General features: G+C 42.4%; 20 protein-coding genes. 14 read left to right on the top strand and 6 right to left on the bottom strand.

What is annotated here, in order from left to right; all coding sequences use genetic code 11:
• The first annotated feature begins 344 nt into the window (after window positions 1–344).
• The 5 genes from VIC_RS15795 to VIC_RS15775 all read left to right on the top strand — a co-directional run bounded on the left by VIC_RS15795 (window position 345) and on the right by VIC_RS15775 (window position 6,039).
• Window positions 345–1,304: a TerC/Alx family metal homeostasis membrane protein gene (locus tag VIC_RS15795; protein WP_006961028.1), complete on the top strand. Its 960-nt coding sequence runs from the start codon at window positions 345–347 to the stop codon at window positions 1,302–1,304.
• Window positions 1,305–1,590: 286 nt separating this feature from the next.
• Window positions 1,591–1,779: a hypothetical protein gene (locus tag VIC_RS15790; protein ID WP_006961027.1), complete on the top strand. Its 189-nt coding sequence runs from the start codon at window positions 1,591–1,593 to the stop codon at window positions 1,777–1,779.
• A gap of 123 nt (window positions 1,780–1,902) precedes the next feature.
• The gene (locus VIC_RS15785; RefSeq protein WP_006961026.1) at window positions 1,903–2,601 is read left to right on the top strand and encodes a DUF1223 domain-containing protein; all 699 of its coding nucleotides are present in this window, start codon (window positions 1,903–1,905) and stop codon (window positions 2,599–2,601) included.
• A 93-nt stretch (window positions 2,602–2,694) separates the two neighbouring features.
• On the top strand, window positions 2,695–3,486 hold the full coding sequence (locus VIC_RS15780; RefSeq protein WP_006961025.1) for a substrate-binding periplasmic protein: 792 nt from the start codon (window positions 2,695–2,697) through the stop codon (window positions 3,484–3,486).
• A gap of 75 nt (window positions 3,487–3,561) precedes the next feature.
• Window positions 3,562–6,039, top strand: a complete 2,478-nt coding sequence (locus VIC_RS15775) for a bifunctional diguanylate cyclase/phosphodiesterase (RefSeq protein WP_006961024.1) — start codon at window positions 3,562–3,564, stop codon at window positions 6,037–6,039.
• Window positions 6,040–6,067: 28 nt separating this feature from the next.
• Here the strand turns inward: VIC_RS15775 and aroQ are convergent, their stop codons facing one another.
• Entirely contained in the window at window positions 6,068–6,598 is a 531-nt protein-coding gene (aroQ, locus tag VIC_RS15770; RefSeq protein ID WP_039952102.1) for a gamma subclass chorismate mutase AroQ, read from the bottom strand.
• A gap of 392 nt (window positions 6,599–6,990) precedes the next feature.
• Here aroQ and VIC_RS15765 point away from each other — a divergent pair, with 392 nt between their 5' ends.
• The 3 genes from VIC_RS15765 to VIC_RS15755 all read left to right on the top strand — a co-directional run bounded on the left by VIC_RS15765 (window position 6,991) and on the right by VIC_RS15755 (window position 9,780).
• On the top strand, window positions 6,991–8,388 hold the full coding sequence (locus VIC_RS15765; RefSeq protein ID WP_157622142.1) for an RCC1 domain-containing protein: 1,398 nt from the start codon (window positions 6,991–6,993) through the stop codon (window positions 8,386–8,388).
• A 339-nt stretch (window positions 8,389–8,727) separates the two neighbouring features.
• Complete coding sequence (locus VIC_RS15760; protein ID WP_039952100.1) at window positions 8,728–9,054, top strand: Hpt domain-containing protein; 327 nt, start codon at window positions 8,728–8,730, stop codon at window positions 9,052–9,054.
• Between the two features lie 21 nt (window positions 9,055–9,075).
• A complete protein-coding gene (locus VIC_RS15755) occupies window positions 9,076–9,780 on the top strand; it encodes a response regulator transcription factor (RefSeq protein WP_006961021.1) in 705 nt (234 codons plus the stop codon).
• Here VIC_RS15755 and VIC_RS15750 read toward each other — a convergent pair.
• On the bottom strand, window positions 9,777–11,672 hold the full coding sequence (locus tag VIC_RS15750; RefSeq protein WP_006961020.1) for a response regulator: 1,896 nt from the start codon (window positions 11,670–11,672) through the stop codon (window positions 9,777–9,779). The genes VIC_RS15755 and VIC_RS15750 overlap by 4 nt on opposite strands.
• Window positions 11,673–11,940: 268 nt before the next feature.
• Between VIC_RS15750 and VIC_RS15745 the strand changes: the two genes are divergently transcribed.
• The gene (locus VIC_RS15745) at window positions 11,941–13,815 is read left to right on the top strand and encodes a methyl-accepting chemotaxis protein (RefSeq protein ID WP_006961019.1); all 1,875 of its coding nucleotides are present in this window, start codon (window positions 11,941–11,943) and stop codon (window positions 13,813–13,815) included.
• A 146-nt stretch (window positions 13,816–13,961) separates the two neighbouring features.
• Here the strand turns inward: VIC_RS15745 and VIC_RS15740 are convergent, their stop codons facing one another.
• From VIC_RS15740 to VIC_RS15730, 3 genes are all read right to left on the bottom strand, one after another.
• On the bottom strand, window positions 13,962–14,546 hold the full coding sequence (locus tag VIC_RS15740; RefSeq protein WP_006961018.1) for a TfoX/Sxy family DNA transformation protein: 585 nt from the start codon (window positions 14,544–14,546) through the stop codon (window positions 13,962–13,964).
• 254 nt (window positions 14,547–14,800) lie between these two features.
• The gene (locus tag VIC_RS15735; RefSeq protein WP_006961017.1) at window positions 14,801–15,907 is read right to left on the bottom strand and encodes an alpha/beta fold hydrolase; all 1,107 of its coding nucleotides are present in this window, start codon (window positions 15,905–15,907) and stop codon (window positions 14,801–14,803) included.
• Between the two features lie 194 nt (window positions 15,908–16,101).
• Window positions 16,102–16,659, bottom strand: a complete 558-nt coding sequence (locus VIC_RS15730; protein ID WP_006961016.1) for a PhnA domain-containing protein — start codon at window positions 16,657–16,659, stop codon at window positions 16,102–16,104.
• A 235-nt stretch (window positions 16,660–16,894) separates the two neighbouring features.
• Here VIC_RS15730 and VIC_RS15725 point away from each other — a divergent pair, with 235 nt between their 5' ends.
• Window positions 16,895–17,977: a site-2 protease family protein gene (locus tag VIC_RS15725; protein WP_006961015.1), complete on the top strand. Its 1,083-nt coding sequence runs from the start codon at window positions 16,895–16,897 to the stop codon at window positions 17,975–17,977.
• Window positions 17,978–18,006: 29 nt separating this feature from the next.
• On the opposite strand, the gene VIC_RS15720 is transcribed toward VIC_RS15725, so the two are convergent.
• Window positions 18,007–18,795, bottom strand: coding sequence for a M48 family metallopeptidase (locus VIC_RS15720; RefSeq protein ID WP_006961014.1), 789 nt, complete (start codon window positions 18,793–18,795; stop codon window positions 18,007–18,009).
• Window positions 18,796–18,879: 84 nt separating this feature from the next.
• On the opposite strand from VIC_RS15720, the gene VIC_RS15715 reads away from it, so the two are divergent.
• The 4 genes from VIC_RS15715 (at window position 18,880) to VIC_RS15700 (ending at window position 21,603) form a co-directional block, all read left to right on the top strand.
• Window positions 18,880–19,332 (top strand): hotdog fold thioesterase, encoded by a 453-nt coding sequence (locus VIC_RS15715; RefSeq protein WP_006961013.1) that lies wholly within the window; start codon window positions 18,880–18,882, stop codon window positions 19,330–19,332.
• Entirely contained in the window at window positions 19,332–19,565 is a 234-nt protein-coding gene (locus VIC_RS15710; protein WP_006961012.1) for a DUF3389 domain-containing protein, read from the top strand. Before VIC_RS15715 ends, VIC_RS15710 begins: the two co-directional genes overlap by 1 nt.
• A gap of 75 nt (window positions 19,566–19,640) precedes the next feature.
• On the top strand, window positions 19,641–21,368 hold the full coding sequence (locus VIC_RS15705; RefSeq protein WP_006961011.1) for an SgrR family transcriptional regulator: 1,728 nt from the start codon (window positions 19,641–19,643) through the stop codon (window positions 21,366–21,368).
• Window positions 21,352–21,603 (top strand): hypothetical protein, encoded by a 252-nt coding sequence (locus tag VIC_RS15700; protein ID WP_006961010.1) that lies wholly within the window; start codon window positions 21,352–21,354, stop codon window positions 21,601–21,603. The genes VIC_RS15705 and VIC_RS15700 overlap by 17 nt, the downstream gene beginning before the upstream one ends.
• Window positions 21,604–21,845 lie beyond the last annotated feature (242 nt).

Raw genomic sequence — 21,845 nt, 5'->3', positions numbered from 1 at the left:
ACTGGTATACTTTATCCCTGTTGGGGGAGTATAACCTGGCGGTAAATTTTCCGCTTAATGTAAAAAAGGAGCCAAGTCGGCTCCTTTTTTTGATTTTAGTTATAGACGTGCTCCAAACACCAGAATACAATCCGATCTGTTTGGGGAGTAGTCGCCTCTAGTTTACTTATCGTCATCTCGTTAGACTCAGTTCTATCCGGTAAGTATAAATGTTGTCGTCTTTACGCGGCACACATTTCGACGAGACCAACGCAATCAAGTTACCAATGTAATTACACATTGGATTGGTTTGTTTGCGGTGGGATCGTCAAAAAATGTTCAGATCCCTCCGCTCAGGAGGAACAATGACCCTATCTACTTATCTCGGTTTTGGTTTGCTAACGCTATCTATGGTGGCTTTAGATATATGGCAAACCCGTGGCGGCAAAATTAGTATCAAGAAAGCGGCAGTGTGGAGCCTATTTTGGTTTTTGATCGCGTTCATCTTCGCTGCCAGCATTTATTTCTTTTGGGATATCTATGCCCCAGCAAGCAATTACAGCGCTGAAAAAGCGACCATATCATTCATAACCGGCTATCTGCTAGAAAAGTCACTGAGCGTTGATAACTTGTTCGTGTTTGCCATCATCTTCCATCAGTACTTAGTACCAGAACACTTACGTCCACGAGCATTACTCTGGGGTGTGATTGGTGCGCTTGTCTTGCGTGCCATCATGATTGCAGTGGGTGCTCAATTGCTTGCTCAGTACCATTGGATTCTTTATGTCTTTGCTCTGTTCCTCATTTGGACGGGCGTACAGTTGGCAAGGGATAAAGGAGAAGATGAGGTGAATCCCTTGCCTGAAAAGCTAATAAGGAAGTGGGCGAACGTAACGGATGATTTTCGTGGTAACGCACTGATGGTTGTGGAGCAGGGCAAACGAGTGTTAACACCGATGGCGATTGTAATTGGTGTGATTGCATTTATGGATGTCATGTTTGCACTTGATTCCATTCCTGCCATCTTTGCTGTTACGCAAGAGCCGTTTCTTGTACTTGCGGCGAACGTATTCGCCTTGCTGGGCCTTCGCTCTTTGTACTTTGTTCTCCAAGGCATGATGGATAAGTTTATCTACCTTAAACCAGCATTGTCCTTCATCATGATTTTCATTGGCATTAAGATGATGCTAGTTGGGTCACCTTGGGAGATACCCACTCCGCTGTCATTAGCTGTATTACTGATTACTATGTCTATTGCAGTTGTGGCATCGGTGGTCAAACAAAAGAGATTGGTATCAGAAGTTGAAGTAAGTATCGATAAATAAACTAATTTAATCGAGACAAATTACCAGCTTGAATATGTGTAAGGTTGTAAAATATTTGTGACTTGAGGCGTATTTCTGAGTGGTCAATAAATAGTAAATGCAATCAAAGTGGATAAATAAGCACTATATCTAGCTTTGGTTGCATTTTTTTTAAATCGTCATGTTAATGGTTTGTTTTATTAGAAAAACTAATGCCAAAAAGCAAAATTTGTCATTTTTTGAACAGTAATTTATTGCTTAATATCCCCTCAACGAAACGAATTACACGATTTATAGAGAGGCAATCATGGCACAGGCAATGCACATCGGAACTATCAACGCTCCAATCTCTATGGACAAAAAAACCTACTCGGTTACTTTCAAAGGATTGATTGCACACCTACTAGATATTCTTTTCACAGACAATACACCTCGCGCTTACTACGCAAGTGACATGTCTGGTCACATCCAAAAGGATATCGGTCTATATCGCTAATAGACGTACATTTACAGACTGTTAAGCGCCAGCAGAAATGCTGGCGCTTTTTTTGTTTTATTTTAATGAAATAGAGTCAGCATTAGGTCGGTCATAGTCAGTAGTACATCAGAGGATCTGTCTATGAACACATTATTAGCGATATCCGTCGCCTCAACCCTCTCTAGTGGACAAATCTGGTCACACGAAGGTCAACCTGCTCAAGTTATAGAGTTATTTACGTCAGAAGGGTGTTCCAGTTGCCCACCTGCGGACAAGTATTTATCGACGTTTGAAGAAAGTGATCGACTATGGAAGGAAATTATCCCAGTGGCTTATCACGTCGATTATTGGGATTACCTTGGCTGGCAAGACGACTTTGCTAAACCTGAATACTCCCAACTTCAGCGTCTTTATCGTGCATATGATGTCGTGGGTAGCGTCTATACGCCAGGATTTATTGTTGATGGTAAAGAATGGCGCGGCTTCTTCAATTGGGTTAACCGCGAGCTACCAGCTTTAGAGCCTAGAAACGCAGAGAGACTGACACTTAGTCGCAAAGGAAATAAATTCATTCTTAACTTCGACAAATCTGGACATCTCGACGCGACGATTGTGTTTCTTGCTAACAATCGAACCACCATAGTGAAGGCCGGAGAAAACAGAGGGAAGTCACTTGAACACGATTTTATCGCTAAGGAACGTCAGCAAAGTCGCTCCACGACTGGAACTTGGCATTTTGAATTGACGAATGAACTGAATGACATTGATGCTGTGGTTGCTTGGGTAACAAAACCAGGCAGTTTTGAGAGAATTCAGACTGTAGCAGGAAAAATTGAATAGAGATTACCCGATTTAATGTGACGCTGTCACGCTTGAAGTGTTATCACTTTTGTACTAGAAGCATATTAATGGTTTTGTTAGCAGGGCATTAATATGGGCACTTTAAGAGACGCAATTAAATTGCCAAGTCTATTTGTACTGCTCGCATTTTTTACCAGTCAAACATATGCGAAGACGGTAACTTTTGTTACTGATGTTTGGCCTCCATATGTTTTAGATGCATCAAAAGAAGAAGGTAAAGGTTTTTTTGTCGATCTCGTTATTGAAATGTGCCAAAGCGAGGAGACGAACATTGAAGTAGCGTATGTCCCTTGGTTAAGGGCTGAAACTATGGTGAAACATGGCTCTGCTTTCGCCGCTTTTCCTTATGCTGTCACAAAAACGAGAAAGGAATTTGCTGACTTCTCTGTTTCAATAACTCAATCGGCAAACCCGCCTAGAATTTTTTATTATCGACCACTTGTTCCTAAGGTTGACTCTGTCAGTCTTGGAGAACTAATGTCCTACCGTATCGGTACTTATCTCGGTTATTACATTAAAGAAAAATTTGATGAGCAGGGGCACGAGTATGTGCTAGCTCAAACAGAAGAAAAAGCATTTCAAATGTTACAAAAAGGCCGAATTGATTATCTCCCAGCTGATCCAGAATCTGGTTGGAAATGGATTGCTAAACTTTTTCCAGATTCACAGCATCTCTTCGGTATCTTACCCGACCCATTTCCCGGAACTTCGCTTCATCTCATGGTTTCCCGCTCTTTTCCCAATGCACAGGAGATTCTTAATCAATGTGAGCGAGGTTTTGAAAAAATGAGAGAGTCTGGGAAGTATTTTGAAATGCTTAAGAGTGAAGGAAAGCTCAAATATGCGATACCGGGCGACAAGTGACCTTGTATTACGAAAAGCTCTTAACAATCAAAAGCTATAATTAGAGGGTTGTGGTTATGGTTACAGGGCTCGTCTATGACAAATGATTCAGAATTATGGCTGTTACGAAGTATAAAAATATTACCGGTGACACTCACTATGACGGTAATGTTAGCCATAACTTTGATTTTTGTCGGAGAGGAACAAAGAAAAATTGATGCGTTGTTGGATGGCTTTCGACAAGACTTTATAGAGAGCCAGCGCGATCAATCAAAACGCCAATTGCAAAATATCCATCAACATTTGCTTTTCGAAGCCTCTCAAGCAGTCGATGTATTAAAATCCGATATTCGAGAGCGAATTTATGAAGCGCATGGCATCGCCAGCGGTTTGTATCGCTCTTTTCCCAATTACGCAGAAGAAGAACTTCAATCCTTAATATCTGAAGCATTGAGAGATGTGAGGTTTAATGAAGGTCGTGGCTACTTCTTTATATTTTCTATGGAAGGTACGAGCGTTATGCATGGATTGCTTCCTCATATTGAAGGAACGTCCAAAATCGACGCTAAAGACAGCAAGGGAACATTGATATTAAAAGAACATATCGATCTCATCCGACAATCAACTAATGGCGAAGCCTTTTACCAATGGTGGTATAAGAAACCCGGACAAGGTGATGTTGAGTTTGAAAAGATTGGATTTGGTAAGGAATTTGAACCTTTTGACTGGTTTATCGGGACTGGTGAGTACGTTTCTGACGTCGAGGATGAGATAAAGCTTAGGCTCCTAGAATGGCTGACAGCATTAAGATTTGGAGAAGATAACTACGTATTTGTAATGGATATGAAAGGCGTGACACTAGCGCATAAAGACCCTGACCGAATTGGAGATCCTGAGCCTGAACTCCTTGAAACAATTAGAACAACATTAAATGGCAACTTGTCAGGATTTGTGGAATACCAAAGCCCCTATACCCCAGAAGGCATCTTCAATTCAAATAAAGTTAGTTATGTTCAGGTATTACCGGAATGGGGATGGATTATTGGAACGGGTTTTTTTACTGAGCATGTTGAACGCGTTTTGAGTCCGCAAGTGGTTAAGCTAAAACAAGCCCATTCAGAAGACCTCCTTCGCGTGATTCTTATTCTAGTTGGATTAATGTCGCTTCTTGTCACTTTGTCGTTTTGGGCCAGCAAATTGGTCAAAAGGCGCTTTGATGACTATCAGCAAAGAATCGAAGAGGATATTAAGCAGCTTGAGATAAGCAGCATGCAATTGGAAAGGTTGGCCCACATCGATTCGTTGACAGGTATTCCTAACCGTAGCCGACTGGACGCGCAATTGGACAGCTGCATCGAGAAATGCAAAACAGATAAGTCGAAATACGCAGTCTTATTCGTTGATTTGGATGACTTTAAAAGGATCAATGATAAATATGGTCACCACGCTGGAGATGAGTTGCTTAAAGCTGTGAGTGCGACATTCTCGAAACTCAAACGTGATGATGAGATATTGGTTCGCTTTGGTGGGGACGAGTTTGTTTTTGGTTTTCCTATTGTTGAAGTGGAAGAAGCAAATCTCAGAGCTGAAAGGATTCAAGAGGCTATAGCCGTTCCTATTCTATTTCATGGTATTCAGTTATCCACCAGCTGCAGTATTGGTATCGCAATTTTTCCTGAGCATGGCGCCAATTCTTCCGAATTGTTATCTCACTCTGATGTTGCTCTTTACACTTCCAAAGAAAAAACAAAAGGTCAAATTCAGCTTTTCACTAAAGGAATCAGCGACATATTGGAATATCAGTTTGCGCTAGAAGAGCAGTTAAGTTTTGCTTTGGCGAGAGAAGAAATCAGCGTTCATTACCAACCTAAAATTAATGCTGCTAACGGCGAGATCATTGGAGTTGAGGCATTATGTCGTTGGCATTCACCGGAATTTGGTTATGTTTCTCCGGACCAGTTTATAGATGTCGCTGAAAAAACGGGATTGATTATCGAGATTGGCGACTTTGTGATGAAGCAGGCCTGTAAAGATATCGTCTTGTTCAATCGATTGAATCAAAGCCAAGTTGGCGTTGCGATTAATATCTCTCCACTGCAGCTTCTTCATAAAGATTTTGAATCAAAAGCCAAAGACATTCTCAATTCAAACGAGTTGAACAATCATCTGGTTATTTTTGAAATTACAGAGAATGTTGTCATTGAAGATACGGACAGAGTCAAAAACATATTAACGAACCTGAGTGCGGAAGGGTTTGGTGTTTCTCTTGATGATTTTGGGACGGGTTATTGTTCTCTCCGTTACGTTAATGAACTTCCAATATCGGAGATCAAAATTGATCGACAGTTCATCCGCGATATCAACGATGATAACTATTTGGACAGCTTAGCTAATACCATCATAGCGATGGGGCACTCTAATCAGCTTAATGTAGTGGCAGAAGGGGTGGAGACCAAACGTCAGGCGGAGTTGCTAAATCAAATGGGCTGCCAGGTGCTTCAAGGCTACTATTTCGATAAACCCCTGACCTTCAATCAGCTATGCGATAAATACGCTCAGCGAGAGCGAGCGTAAAGGAGGCGCATAGCCTCCTAGTAATAAGTTATTGAGTTTTAATGAGCACCAATGCATCAAAGAGCGCTTTCTTATCGACGTCTGTCAAATATCTTTCGTTAATCGCTGCTTGAAATGTTGGCCAGTCACTTTGTTTAAATTCGCCGCCTTCATCTAGGTACTCCGCAATTCCCGCCGTAATCTCTTGGCCAAGCTTGATTAGTTCAGGGCGAATAACTGTCTTAAGATCTCTTGGGGTACGCGTTTCTTGTGCGGTCAATAAATCAGCTCGGTATCGGAACTGAATCGCCTTTGCTGCGGAAATCTGAGCGGCAAAAAATGCTTCAACACTTTGTTTGTCTAAGCCTTCTTTTTCTGCCGCTACGCTAGCAGACTCAATGACAACGGCGTCTCTTTTCTTATCTTCTACCGCTATACCATTGTTTGCTTTGTGCAGTGCGACGTCCTCCATGTAACTGAGGCGATGATCAATGGTTGAGAAAATATCTGTTTTTGTAGGGGCGGCGAAGACTTGAAAAGACATGACTGCGCTGGTGAGTAGGAGGGGTAAAAGTCGCATTGAAATAAGTTCCTGATGTTAAGTGTAGAGTTGTGAAAATAGCATATAAATATAGGTGCATAAATCCAGTATCCAATAGAAAGTAAAGGGCCGAGTTACGTAACCTACAAGTGTTTGAATCCACAGTATTTCATCGCTAACTACGGCGAATGTTTCTCAAATGTATTAAGCGTATAAGGCTTTGATACATTAGTGAAACAACCTATTGCATACGATTAATTATGTTGAATGGAGGTGGCGAAAAGATCGCTGTAAAAGGTAGTGCAAAGGAATTACTGTCGATGAAACATAGCAAGAGAGAACCATTAACTCATTGTTTGTACCGCAACGCGGCAACAATAAGAGCTAATCACCGTAGGGCTCCAAACTTAACGTTTATTGGGTTCGGCACTATGGGACGGGCGTTAAAGCGAGTGGGTGGAATGGCATTGATCGTTACATCATTAGCTGGGGTTGTTGGGTGTAATCAAGAAAGTGCAGAAATTCTGACTTCAAACGGGGAGTCTCAGGATCATGGTGTGAACGAAAGCGCTCCTATCGTATCAATTACGTCTGGTAAGGATACATTTGCTGCAATAATGCAGGACGGATCGGTTAAGGCTTGGGGTAACGCAAACAATGGTGGTGACCAATTTTCCGTTGATTCTCTTGCTTTAGACAATGTTGAGAACCTTGTCTCTAATGGGCGTGCTTTTGCTGCTTTGCTTGAGGATGGCTCGGTTAAAGTGTGGGGTGATGGACGCTTTGGTGGAAGTCAGGATGAAGTAAAAGCGCTTAATATCGTTAATGCAAAAGAGATAGTCAGCAATGACAAAGCGTTCGCTGCGTTAATGGAAGATGGTTCAGTACGTGTTTGGGGAGACAACAGATTTGGCGGTGATCAACAAGCCTTCTCCACGATAAATCTTCGCAATGTTAGCAAGGTCGTCAGTACAAGCGCAGCATTTGCGGCTCTTAAAACCGACGGCAGCATATCAGTTTGGGGTGACACGTTGCGAGGGGGGAACCAGTCGCAGGTCGATGCGCTTAACATCAATAATGTTTATGACGTTGTATCAACACCAGGGGCTTTTGCCGCTTTACTGCGAAATGGTTCAGTAAAAGTTTGGGGTGACCGCGAAAAAGGTGGGCATCAAGCTGATGTGAACTTGCTCGACATGGGACATGTCGTGAGTATTGTCGGTAATCACGCGGCATTTGCGGCGTTGTCAAAAGATGGAATGGTCAACGTTTGGGGGGATGACAAATATGGCGGAAACCAGCAACGATTAGATAGCTTGGAGATACGCGATGCAAAGCGCATCTTCAGCAATAGCAAGGTTTTTGGTGCCTTACTATCGGATGGAAAGGTGAAAGTGTGGGGAGATAAATTCCACGGTGGAAATCAGGAAGAAGTTAATGCACTTGGATTTGCTAAACCAAAGCAAATTAGCGCCAACCACTGGGCATTTGCCGCACTGCTAGAAAATGGTTCGGTACGTGTATGGGGAAACAACTATTACGGCGGAAATCAGCAGGAAGTTAACGCCAGAATCGGAGACGCCAAAGTACGACAAATTGTAAGTAACTCCAGCGCATTTGCGGCCCTATTGGAAGATGGCTCCGTTAGAGTATGGGGACACACTCAATATGGTGGAAAGCAAGCCGAAGTGGATGCCCTAGACATTAAGAATGCTAAACAGGTTGTCAGTAATGACCAAGCATTCGCCGCTGTGCTAAGCGATGGCTCTATTAAAGTCTGGGGTGCATCGTCGCATGGTGGGAATCAGGTTCATATCGATAGTTGGTAAACTACCCGCTTTATTCTTACTAACGCCCTTTTAATTAAGGGCGTTTTTTATGCCCAAACAGTTCATGAGACTTTCATTCCAATCAAATTGAATTTTTGCCAGCAACGAAACCAAATTGAAACATTCGTTAAAATAGTAAAAAGTATGATCTAAACTCATTAAGTCGTTTCATGCTCAGTAAGGTAACTTCTGAATACGGCTTAATGGTTGTAGATTGTTCCACTAAGTGCTTGATCCAAATGAACGATGACCTTGATTTGACGTTGAGCGCCGGCCCGCAAGTTATACTCATACGACACAAATGCCTACTTAACCTGCGATGAAAACTTTGGGACTTACATGATACCTGAAAATGAACGGTTAATTCTTCAGCAAGAAACCCTCTATTTTATTCAAGAGTTATGCGACGGAGATGTGGATGACGCGTTGGGTTTAATTGAGGAATTGTCCGTTCATGCAAACACTCTGATCAGAGACTCGGACTCAAAAAGCCATTTGGATTCTGCTATTCACAAGATTTCCGGAAGTTGTGGTGTGATGGGGTTTGATACGTTAGCAGCCACATTAAAGCGTTTACAACGTAATACCAGTAGCTCGAGTCTCATTGCAGAACAATTCAATACAATGCTGGCAACATACATTTTACTCATAAAATCAGAATATTAATAACAAGACGCGGAAAAACCAATGCCTTATAAATCTGTATTACTGGTCGAAGACGATATTTTTACATCGAGGTTAATTAAGAAGTACCTCGAGTGCAGGGATGTCATCGTTCATCAGGCATTCGATGTCGGTTCTGCATTCAATAAAGCGGTAGAGAACAATATTGACCTTGTTATCCTTGATCTTTCTTTACCATCGGGTTTTTCTTTGGATCATTTCAAAGAGTTGAAGTCTGTGGTCAATAGTCCCATTGTTATTTATACCGCGCGTCGTGATGAAGAGATCGAGCTACTCAGTCTTAATCTCGGGGCTGACGATTTTATTCAAAAGGAGAGAGGGGTTAAGGTGCTTTACGCGAGAATGAAGAAGCACCTTAAATTTGAAGAAGACGATGATCTTTCTGACACTGAATCCGAAGAAACTGAACTGAGCATAAACGGCTTCAGTTTCGACAAAGGGGCAAACACGGTTACTCACGAGAGCACTTTGCTTGAACTGACGCTAAAAGAGATGAGCATCATCTACTATCTGGCCATCAACTCCAATCGGGCCGTTTCTCGTGATGAGTTGTCATTTATTACTAAAGGTTACGCCTACGATGGTTGGTCAAGAAGCATGGACCTTTCCGTGTTTCGACTTCGCAAGAAACTCGACTCCGCGTTTAAAAAGTCGCTGTCGATTAGCACGATTCGCGGCAAGGGCTACCAACTCAATTTTAATGATTAACTAGAATTCTTTTCTAACTCCGCTAATAGAGTAAACAACTTATCGGCTTTAATGGGTTTAGTGATGTACCCATTCATCCCAGCATCGGTGCACACCTCTTGTTGTACAAGATCAGAGTCTGCGGTCAGGGCGTAAATGGGGATGTGCGCAAAACGCTGATCTCTTCGTATTAACTTGGTCGCTTCAATGCCATCCAATACTGGCATCTGAATGTCCATCAATACTAGGTCATACGATTGATCATTTAACTTATCAAGAACCTCACGCCCATTGCTGGCAAAATCCATTGTCAGGTGGTGCTTCTTAGCAATTCTTTTCATCAGTTTTACGTTGAGTTCAAAATCCTCGGCGACCAGTATTTTCATCCTAGTAGCTGGAAGCTCAGATGTAGCCTGAGCATCGGTAGGATCTTGGATTACATTATCCGAATCCTGTAACAAGGGAATATCGACTTGGAAAACAGTACCAAAGGACGTTTTACTCCAAATATGAATTTTCCCCTCAAGCAGCAGCACTGACTCCTTGACGATTTTCATTCCCAACCCAGATGTACCTTGATGACGTTCACTCTGTGCGAATTCATCAAAGAGTCTTGGAAGCAACGCTTTACTGATGCCTTTGCCGTTATCGATAAATCTAAGTCTCAGACTTCCATTTTTTTGAGTGATCTTAATGCGATAAATGGCGGTTTCACTGTGTTTAATGATATTGCTAATGATGTTTATCATTACCTGCGACAACAAAAAGCGATCGACAAATAAGTTGCTAGGAACGTTGTCAGCAACGACAAGATGGCTTTGGATTTTATGCTCGTTCTCTAGATAGCTCAGTGTGTGTAAAACCGAATCCAGAATGTGCTGTAAGCTGTGATATTTAGGCTGGGGAGTAATGGAATTAATTTCTAAAGCCGCAAAATCGAGGATGTTGTTAATGATGTCGTCGAGCAGTCTAGATGCAGTAATGACGTCTTCAAGCGCTGCTTGGTCGAACGTTTTGTCTTGATCAGCGAGATCCAAGTTACCAATGATGGCGTTAAGCGGTGTGCGAATCTCGTGGCTCAAAAAGTTCACAAAGCGTGTTTTTTTCTCCGCCGTTTCTACCGCATCCGTTTTTAACTTATCGACTTTTTCTGAGTATTTATCAATGGCAGAAAAGAGGAGGTTACACTCTAAAGATTTTGACTCTACCTGCGAAAGCGATGTCGCTGTCGAGCTCTCTCCATCCAAATTTGTCGGCAGCGCGTTAGATGCGAAGTGTAGTGGGTGAATTACCTCTTTGTTAATGTATTTGAAGAAGACAAATACGGTGAAACAAATCGCAATGAACAACATAATTACAATGATGGAGAGGGAGAAAAAGATGGTTTGAACCTGTTGGGCTTCCACTTCCAACGTGAACCTCACGTTATAAAACGTGTCGTGCCTGCTTCTATGGTAAGAAAGCTTGTCTTTTTCCTTAGGCCAGTGTTTCGTGAGAACCTCATTCATCCGTTTGCCAGAATAAGCTTTGCCCAAGCTAATCAGATAGGCTTGCTCAGTGTTGAAGTCTTCAAGGTACTGAAGAACAACCCCTTCGTAGTCGCTAAGATCCGCCGCAGATAAACGCAATAACTGCAATAGCCCTTCGACACACGCAGTCCTTTCTGCACTTAATTCAATGTACTCCTGAATATTTGCATCACTGATTTTGCTTCTGGAGAAGACGAATTGCGTCAATGCTTTATCTATTTTGTAAGTACAAAACTCGTAATCTAAGAGAGCACTTTGATCATTGTTGAGTGACGTTACTTTGATATTCAGCCAAGAAAGCACGATGACAAGAACGACAAGGACGATGATTTGAACTTTTAAAGCTGTGCCAAAAAGGTCTATGTAACGTCTGCTGGAGTACATTGTTGCAAAATCTCTTACTAAATCATTGAAAATACGCAATCAAATTGATTCTAGTATTGCGCGGAAGGTTTATCAATTTGTTGTTTTTAATGAATATATTGGCTGTCAAACAACAAATAAACAGCGGTTGGTTGCTAATTCATCAATGAAACGCAACTGAAACAAAGAGTGCTGCATTTTTGAACTAATATCCCAGTCTTCTTCGAATTAGGCTCCTTTAAAGCAGAGGAGCTCATTCAATCGAAGTAATAAACTAGGGTAAAAATAGATGCTGAAAAAGATATCATTGGTTTTTTTAACCGTTTTGTTTGCTGTTCTACTTGTCGCGAGTGGAGTGGCGAATTATTACTTACAAGATTGGAAATGGAAGAACATTCAAACCAGTAAGGATGCGACATCTGACATTGTTGTAAGTACTTTTTCCAAGAATTTAAATGCTACAGAAGTGCTCACGAAGCAATTTGCAGCGTTACTTCCTTATTATGGTGAGGATAAAGCGTTCGACCAGCAGCAAGCCTTAGCTGCTTTAGAAGAAGTACGACAAACTAATAAAGCCTTCATTGACGTTTACTTTGCTGACCTTAATGGAACACCATTTAGCGCACTATCTAGAGGTTGGGTTAAAGATTTTAACGTAATCAGCATGAAACGCGACTGGTATCTGGCTATTGCTGAGCGAGGTTTTAGTAGTTATGTCTCTATGCCTTATATTAGTAACACTGGTAAGCGCGTTATGTCAGTTTCAGCACCGATAGTACGCGATCAAAAGTTGGTTGGTGTTTTGGGTATTGATGTTTCTCTATCTGACCTAATGCCAGACTTTAAGCTTGAGTACGCCATAACAACTAAACAGGGTGAAATTGTTTTGGCAGATCAAGGAACGGTGGATCTTGGGTGGGTCAACAAAAATATTTACACCGTAAGGCCTGACTTTAATCAGCTTAGTGATACGCCTTATTTCTATCACACGCCTGAAGAAGACATCCCATATACCGTTACCAAACAGGCGCTGAATGATACCTACGACCTATTTGTGTGGAGTAATCAGACTGGCACTGAGGCGATCCATAAAAACATGCTCTACGGTTTAGTCTTAATATTTGCCGTCATCAGCATATTGCTAATGATCGCTTTGTATTGGGTTGTTAAACGCTCTCTGGGTAACTTACCTAATATCGTTCATACCATTACCAATATGGCGGAGGGGCGCTTTGAACCTTTAGAGATGAGAAAAGCGAACAATGAACTCGATCATATTCAACAGTCGCTTATATCTCTTCAATCGAGTGTGTCCGGTATTGTTTCGAGTTCCTCAGATCAGATGCATTCGTTAGTTGCGAATCAGAGCAAAATTGAAACACTGGTTGACTCATCTGTAAAAAGTGCCGAAACCGGATTTACGGATGTGGAGCAAGTCGCGACAGCAACTAAGCAACTTTCAATTGCTGCGATGGAAGTATCTGAGAATGCAGCAAACGCAGATGAAATTGCACGCTCTACACTCAATGTAGTGAGCAGTGGTGCTGAACTTCTGTCACAAACAGATGCCGTTCATCTGGAAGTGAATCAGGCTATGGATTCTGCTGCTGCGATAGTCAATGGTTTGCGTAACCATTGTGAAGAGATCAGCTCGGTTGTTGAAGTGATCAATTCTATCTCTGAGCAAACCAATTTATTGGCTCTAAACGCGGCTATTGAAGCTGCAAGGGCAGGAGAGCACGGTCGCGGGTTTGCAGTTGTTGCAGATGAAGTACGTTCATTAGCGCAACGAACTCAGTCTTCAACTGTCGATATACAGGACATCATTACTAAGTTACAGGAACAATCACAATGTGCTGATCAATATATGACTTCGACGGTTGATCTCGTTGATAAGTCGAGCAAGATGATGGGACAGTTATCGCAAGCGTTTGATGCGATTAAACATCAGGCAACACAAATATCAGACATGAACTCGATTGTTTCTGCTGCATCTGAAGAGCAGCGCTGTGTTACGGAAGATATCTCTTACAGAATTAATGGTATTAACGAGACGGTAAAACACAGCTCGGTGAGCTCACAGCAAGTAAAAAGCGAAAACACGGCGATCTCTGTTCAGGTGAACAATCTCAAAAACACCCTATCATTTTTTAATGTGAACTAGGTGAGTGCAATTTTTCATTAACGCACAAAAAGCCCCTCCAGAAAGTGAGGGGCCAGTGAAATTCTTAGCTATCAGGCACTGCTTCAACTTCGAAAGAATGGTGAACAAACTTACGAAAACAAACGAGTTATAGATTTTCCTCTGTTTTATATGGTTTTAACCAGTCTTAAAAGCTTGGAACGTTCTGACTTTGCCAATACCGCGCTGTGCTGACCGGAAATGGCTCCTTGAATTGATAAAACTGCTTTATCACCGACTTCTGGGAATCGTTTTTTCAGCCTTACAAAAGATTGCAAAGCCCCGAGTCGCTTTAATGCTGTGACGCTATCTACACCTGACTTTTTCAGCATGATCTCCATGTTGTAAGTCATATTGGGTAAGTCTTTAATACGTTGCTCATTAAAGCTTACTCTGGAGCTCTGTTGACGTTGCTCAGCTCTGATTAAAGCGTTTTGAGCATGTTCCAAGACAAGCGCTGTGTTGGACTTGAAACTCTCATGCGTAAAGTACTGAGTATTTGTTATTGAACCAGACTTTTTATAAGTGAATCGTATTAGCGCTTCAGGCTCGAAGGTATGTTGTGATGCGTCGTCAAAGCGAAAGTAAATATGTTCTTTATGAATGAGAGCAAACATAACTTTGTCCTTAAACAGTCCGAATCCACCAAACATAGGTGTTGTTGTGATTTCTCCAATAGGGCGAAGCGTGTTAAGGATGGAATCTAAATACATAAATAGTGCGGTGTTCTTCGTTAGTCGTACCACTAAACTAGATAAACGCGCGGAATGTTGTGTTTTAAACGTGTATCGCTTTTATGAATGACGATAAAAAAGGCCCCAACCGAAGTTGGGGCTAACCGATCTACGAGAGAGTAGAGATTAAATGTTGGTTTATCCGTAAGGCGGATAGGTGTCGCACCTATGCTATGCGACGTTCGCAGACTAATGCATCACCCTGTGAGATTTGTTTCACCCATGTTTCAGCGTTATTTCTTGGCTGATAAATTCAAAAGCTCACTTAGGTTCTCATCAACTTGTTCAACAAAGTGATTGTCTAAACCGGCAAGCGCAAAATGCCCATAAGGTGTTTTAAGTTCTTTGTAGGTACTGTTCGGCGTTATTGTCTGAAGCTTCTTCAGTTCGTGTGGTGGGAAAACGCCGTCAGTATCGATTGACATAATGTAGGTGAGGGCGCGGATACCATGGAGTGTTTGTTCGAGAGATTTTCCCGGGAGTGTTACGTCATGACTCTGCCATTTATCAATCATAGAAAGGAGAACGTTAGGCTCCATTGATGTGAATGAGCGTCTTGTAGCGCCATCGAGAAAGCTGTCTACGCTCTGAAAGCCTAACTTTTTGTATAGCTGCTGGTCATAGAAGTCTTCGCTAAATCCAAACACTGACCATAAATCAGCATGTCTACTCAAACCATCATTCACATTTCTATAGTCATCATAATCACCCTCGCTGAACGCAGGATCAGAGATGATCGCATCTTCTAGTGTTGCAGAAATGAGTGAAGCCATTGCAGAGTTGGTTGCTGTGCCCGCTATTGGAGCCGCTCTCTGAACCATGTCTGGGTAACGAACCGCCCATTCCCAAACTTGTTGTGCTCCCATGGAGCCACCCACGACTAAAGCGAGTTGTTTGATGCCAAATTTGTCAGACAAGAGCTGATGCTGTGCCCACACGTCATCGCTAATGCTTAACTTGGGAAATGTACCGTCAGGCTGTGTTTTGGAGTTGTTAGGTGATGTCGATAAGCCGTTACCCAATTGATTGACCACAACGATAAAGTATTTATCTGGGTTTAACGCTTTGTCCGGCCCGATGTAAACATCGTCCATTACCTTATTCGTTGCGCCGTACCAGGTCGTGACAAGTATCGCGTTGTCTTTATCTTTATTGAGACGACCGTGCGTTGTGTACGCAAGTTGTGCATCACGCAAAATCTGGTCACTTTCTAGCTCAAAATCTCCCAAAGAGTAGAACTGAACATTGCCATGATGTTTTTCTGAATAGAACTCGTTACTGAAAGCAACGTGCGAAGAGAAGAGACTCACCAATATGAGCAAGAGTTTTATACTTTTCATAGCCAACTTTATGTTATCTCTAGACGTGAGAAATGCTGAATCTTAAACAGCCGAAGCATAAGTGTATGGCTTCATATTGGTTGATTAACAGTTAATCATTATGAATTAGACTTTAATTAGAAAATTTGGTGTGAAATTTAAGCGCATTAAAAAGGGCGCTGAATAGCGCCCTTAGAAAAATCACCAATTTATAACTACTTCTTACGGCAGTATTCAGCGATAACGTACATAGATTGACCGCCGTTCGCTTTACCAGAGACTAGTTTCGGATCGTCGCCAATGCTGATACCGCGGATGACCGTACCTTGCTTGATGACTTGGTTAGTACCACGTACTGGCAGGTCTTTGATTACCGTTACGTCGTCACCTTTTTTCAGTTCAACGCCGTTGCAATCAAGTGGTTTGTCATCTGCAGACATACCAATCATGGCCCAGTTCATTTGCTCTTCTTCCATGTACATCATGTCTAGCGCATCTTGTGCCCAGCTTTCGCTGTTTAAGCGCGTTAGCTGGCGCCATGCTGTGACTTGCACACCTGGAACTTGGCTCCACATGCTATCGTTCAAACAACGCCAGTGGTTGATGTCTTTAGGCTCGTCAATTTCACCAAGACATGTGTCGCAAACCATAATAGCGTGATCCACAGTCACATGGCTGTGTGGTGGAACGGCGTAGGCGGTTAGCTGAGATTCAGCACTGCACAATTCACACTTAGATTGGCAACGTTCTAGCATGGTCGCTTCTGAAGACATAATGGGCTCACATATAAATAGGTATTAAATCAAGGGCGCTATTATCCACTTTATCCATCGAAAATAAAGGGGTATTGGCTTTGTAGAGTACGAACCGCCTTGATTTAGCGGATTATTCCCGCAATAGTTATCTTATATGTGTGACATTGTCACTATCTTAATCCCTATTCTTTACCATTTTTATAACAATCGGCATAATGAGCGGCGTTTATATAACAAATATTTAGGACACACATTGGAACTGCTTTCTATTGATTTTTTAGGTAAGCCTCTACGCTTGGAAGGCTCCCTTGCTGGGTGGCAACAACTCTTTTGGGACAACCAATTAGTCTCCCAACTTAACGCGGATTCAGAGCGTGGCAAAGAGTCTGCGCACGAATTTAAACTCCTCAATGGTGAAGAAGAGCTGAATTGTCGGCTTGAGACATCTCTAGAATGGCAACCGTTCATGATTGAGTATAAAGCGACATTGAATGAGCAGCTTGTGATTCAAGGGAGCCGTAACACCAAAGATATAGAAAAGCAGACACCTTTTACTCCACCGGAACCAGAGAAAAGATTTAGCCTAATTGGCTTATTGTCACTTGGAATGAAAGCTCTTAAGAGCGCAAAATTGATCAAGGTGGTGTTGGCTTCTGCGAGCCTCGCAGCGTATTCATGGTTATTTTCATTTCAGTTTGCCTTAGCGTTGATTGCTTGCCTAGTTTTCCATGAGTACGGCCACGTTAAAGCAATGAAGTACTTTGGAATGAAAACCAAAGGTATCTACTTAGTACCTTTTCTTGGCGGTTTAGCGTTGAGTGACGAGAAGATCAACACGCGTTGGCAAGACGTAGTGATCTCGATTATGGGGCCAATGTTTGGATTTGTACTATCGTTGATTCTAGTTGTTCTGTATTGGATAACAGGAGAGATGTTCTTCGCCGGTTTAGCGGTGTTTAATGCATTCTTAAATCTTTTCAACTTGCTCCCCATATTGCCTCTTGATGGTGGCCATGTTTTGAAGAGCATCAGCTTTTCTATGAACAGCCTTATGGGGATAACCCTTTGTACAGCTGCCGCACTAGGTGGTGTTGCGCTGAGCTATTCTTTAGGCCTTACACTGTTCGGCTTTCTGCTTATCATGGGTACGCTAGAAATTGTTATTGAATGGCGTGGTCGACATCACAGCCACCTATTACCGCTAGATCGTTATGGTCAGGTTGTTGCTGCTGTTTGGTATCTGTCGTTAGTCGCAGGTTTAATTGGCATCATCTGGTATTTTGCCGGAACTGGTGACCAGTTGCTGCGTTTACCACTGATGATTCTGGGAACATAAAAATGGGGAGCACGTTGCTCCCCATTTTTTTAAGAACAGTTTGGTTTTTTCACGTTGTAGTGCGGTAGTGATTTTATTTTTTCTGACAAGTCGTGAATGCGAGTCCCATGAGAAGGGTGGGTCGACAATAATTCTGGCGGCTGTTTTCCTCCAGAGGCCTTCGCCATGTTCTGCCACAAGCTGATACTCTCGTTTGGATCAAAGCCCGCTTTTGCCATGATCTCTAACCCCACCAAGTCTGCCTCAGATTCTTGAGTGCGGCCATAGGGCAGTAAAACACCATATTGCAGTCCAAGTCCTAAAGCAGCCATTGTCGCACCTTGGTATTGAGCGTACTCAGAAGAACCCAAAGCCACACTGGTGATTTGTAATCCGGCGTTGGCTAACTGGGACTGAGACAGACGCTCGTTACTATGGTCAGCGAGAACGTGTGCAATTTCGTGACCAATGACAGTCGCGAGTTGGTCTTCATTCTTCGCGACTTTGAGCAGCCCAGTATAAACGCCAATTTTACCTCCAGGCAGTGCAAAAGCATTGACTTGGTCACTATCAAAAACCACAACTTCCCAATCTTTAAACTCTGGTTGTTGAGGAACTTGCTGCGTGACGGCTTTCGCGACACACTGGACATATGCGTTTATCTTTTTGTCTTTGCTTATTTTTTGCTGCTGCTTCATTTGTTCAAAAGACTGGGCGCCGAGAGCACTCATGTCTTGATCAGAAAAAAGCAGCAATTGATTTCGTCCTGTTGGCGATGAGGTGCAGGCCGCTAACCCTACAACGGTAGCTAAGGCTGTATATTTCAACCAGTTATGCATGGAACGCTCCGTTTCACTCTTATTATTTTTCTAATCATACCATTAGGTTACAATGCTTTGTAACGAATCATCACGAGTACTTATATGACTATCTGGAAACGACCTATTGACCTTGAACGTCTGAATGCGACATCTGAAAATACTTTGATAGATCACTTAAAGATCATTTATAGCAAAGTTGGCGAAGATTTCATTGAAGCCACAATGCCAGTCTGTCATTTCACCCACCAGCCGTTGGGAATGCTGCATGGCGGTGCTTCGGTAGTGTTGGCTGAAACCTTAGGTTCTGTTGCGGCAAACTTTTGTGTTGAAGATGATGCCTATTGCGTCGGGCTGGACATTAATGCCAACCACATTCGCTCAATGCGAGAGGGCCAGGTCATAGGCCGAGCGGAGCCGATTCATCTCGGTATCTCTACGCAAGTATGGCAAATCAATATTACTGATGAGCGAGAAAGATTAGTGTGTACCAGTCGTCTTACCATTGCAGTAAAGAAGAAACGCAACGCTAAACAATCTCTTAAGGCTAACCAATAATGGTTGTTGAATTTAAAAGCGGAAAAATCATCGTCACGTCTCATGAAATTGTGGTGAAAGTTGCTACAGAACACATGATCACATTGCAGGCTCAGGTGGATGCAATTCAACTTATCGGTCGAGGTGCTAACGTTATTGCTGCCAATGGCTCTGAGACCAAATGGTCTATCAAGCTTGATAACGAACAACAACTGCTCAAAATCGCAAACGAAATCGGGATCGATATTCAATAACCCTAAAACGTACTTGCTTCTTCGATATAAATAAGGAAACTTAGTCTGGTCATATATATTTGAGATTTCCTCTTTATGAGTAGCCCCAGACTTCGTGTTCAATTTGAAACCTTATTTGAACACTACAATGGCAAAGATTGTGGTGTTCAACTTGAAGAAATTACCGAGATTCTGTTTTGTACTAGACGTAACGCACGCATCGTACTCAACAAAATGGAAGAGGAAGGGTGGATCGAATGGCATCCTTCTCCGGGGCGAGGGAAGCTTTCTCAACTTAACTTCAAACGCAGTCGTACTGATGTCAGCGAAAACCTCGCTAGGCGATATCTTGAAGAAGGGAAAATTGGCCAAGCGCTTAAAGTACTGGACCAAGACTCTGCGAAACTTGCGCAAGTAGTTGAAAGTTATTTGGGCGTGCAGCAGCTAGAAGGGCAACAAGTCTTACGATTGCCATACTATCGCCCGCTATCCATGCTCAATCCTGAAAAGCCAGTTCGTCGTTCAGAGCAGCATATTGCTCGTCAAATCTTTAGTGGGCTGACTCGCCTTGATGACAGTGAGAAGCTCTGTCCTGATCTTGCCCACACATGGGAGATGCTCTCTCCTCAGCATTGGCGGTTCTACCTCAGACCAAATGTCCGTTTTCACAACGGCGACCTCCTAACAACGGACATGGTTGTTAACTCACTACTCGCACTAAAGAGCAAAAACCTGTACTCACATATAGAAGATGTGGTTAGCCCAGGCCGTTGCGTTGTTGATGTGATTCTTAAAAAGAATAACTTCCACTTACCACTATTATTGTCTGAATCTGATGCTAAAGTCCTATTACCAGAGAACTCCAGAGCGGAAGATTACGACATAAACCCGGTTGGAACAGGGCCTTACAAAGTAATTCAAAATGATGACAAAAGGCTTGTTTTGCAAGCTTTTGATGGCTATTTTGGTTTCAGGCCTCTAATGGACCGTGTAGAAGTCTGGGTAATTGATGATATTCATTCATCAATGGTATTTCCGAGTATGACGAATCCAATTAAACCTGAAACAGGAACCTACAGTGATGAAGTTGAGCTTGACCCAGGCTGTACCTATTTGTTGCTCAACCGTAGTAGTGGGTTAGCGAAATCTGACGAATGGGCGAATTACTTCAGTCACCGCCTTGGATCCCTGAATCTATATCAGGAACTTCCTCAGGAAAAGATAGTGGAATTAGGTGTGCTACCTGCACATGGGCTGAAGCCAGGCTGGTATCACCATACTAGGCAAGGGCACTATACGTCACCGCCTTCCTACCGAAAAGTAACGATCGCATACCACGGACAACACCCAATGTTTCCAACATTGGTAAAGTGTATTGAGTCGTTATTGAAGCAAGATAACCTAGAAGTTGAGCTTATTAAGTATGACATCACTCTACCGGATATTGATGATGTTGATATTTGGGTCAAACCGATGGGTATTGCTAACAATCGCGAAGATGGCTTAGCTGGCTGGCTACTTAACTATAGCGATATTGAGCAGTTGAGTAAGCCTGAAGACTTTAAATATTGGTCTAGCCTTGTTGAGGTTTGGCAAGCAGAAGAAAATAGCGTTTTCCCAGCAAAAGACTTAGGAAAATCTCTTGTAGAAAAAATGCAGATCATTCCTATGTTTCATTGCTGGTTGGGAATCAGTAAAGACCAATGTGGCTCGCTGCAAAACGCAAAATGTAATGCGCTCGGTTGGTTTGATTTTAGTCAGGTTTGGCTGAAACCAGAGAAGCTAAGCGAAGATTCAGAGGTGTTAAATGGCAAAGCCGAATAAGAAGCAACCCAGTAAAACCGTCGATATCTATTGCTCCAAGTGCAAATCTCAGCTCTTCAAATACCGAAAGGGTGGTAAAGGGGCACTGGTGAAGTGTTTTAAAGAGCGTATTGTCGAAGATTACACAAAACTGGCGTGCCATTGTCCTGAATGTGGTCGTGAATTTGCGAGAGAAGCATTGATTAGAGGTGCTCCCGCATACAAAATTATTGGCGGAAAAGTCACTATGAAGTAGGGCTGATTTAGCATAATCTTTTAACAAAATTAACAGTAATATTGACTGGGAATTCTGTTGAAAATGAGGCTAGGCGCACCGATTTTGATCTTAGTCGATAAAAATCGTAAAAATATCGTTAAGAGCTATCATTGAATTTTAAAAGTGTTAGAATGTCGCTGTTCAAAAATTAGTCCAGTCTATCAACTTTGCAAACAATAGGGGTTATCAATGGAGCTAGGTCTCATCATCGCTTTCATCAT

The sequence above is a fragment of the Vibrio coralliilyticus ATCC BAA-450 genome (assembly GCF_000176135.1).
GTDB lineage: Bacteria > Pseudomonadota > Gammaproteobacteria > Enterobacterales > Vibrionaceae > Vibrio > Vibrio coralliilyticus.
The sequence above is the reverse complement of the archived record's forward strand: the minus strand, read 5'-3'. Positions and strand labels throughout refer to the sequence as shown.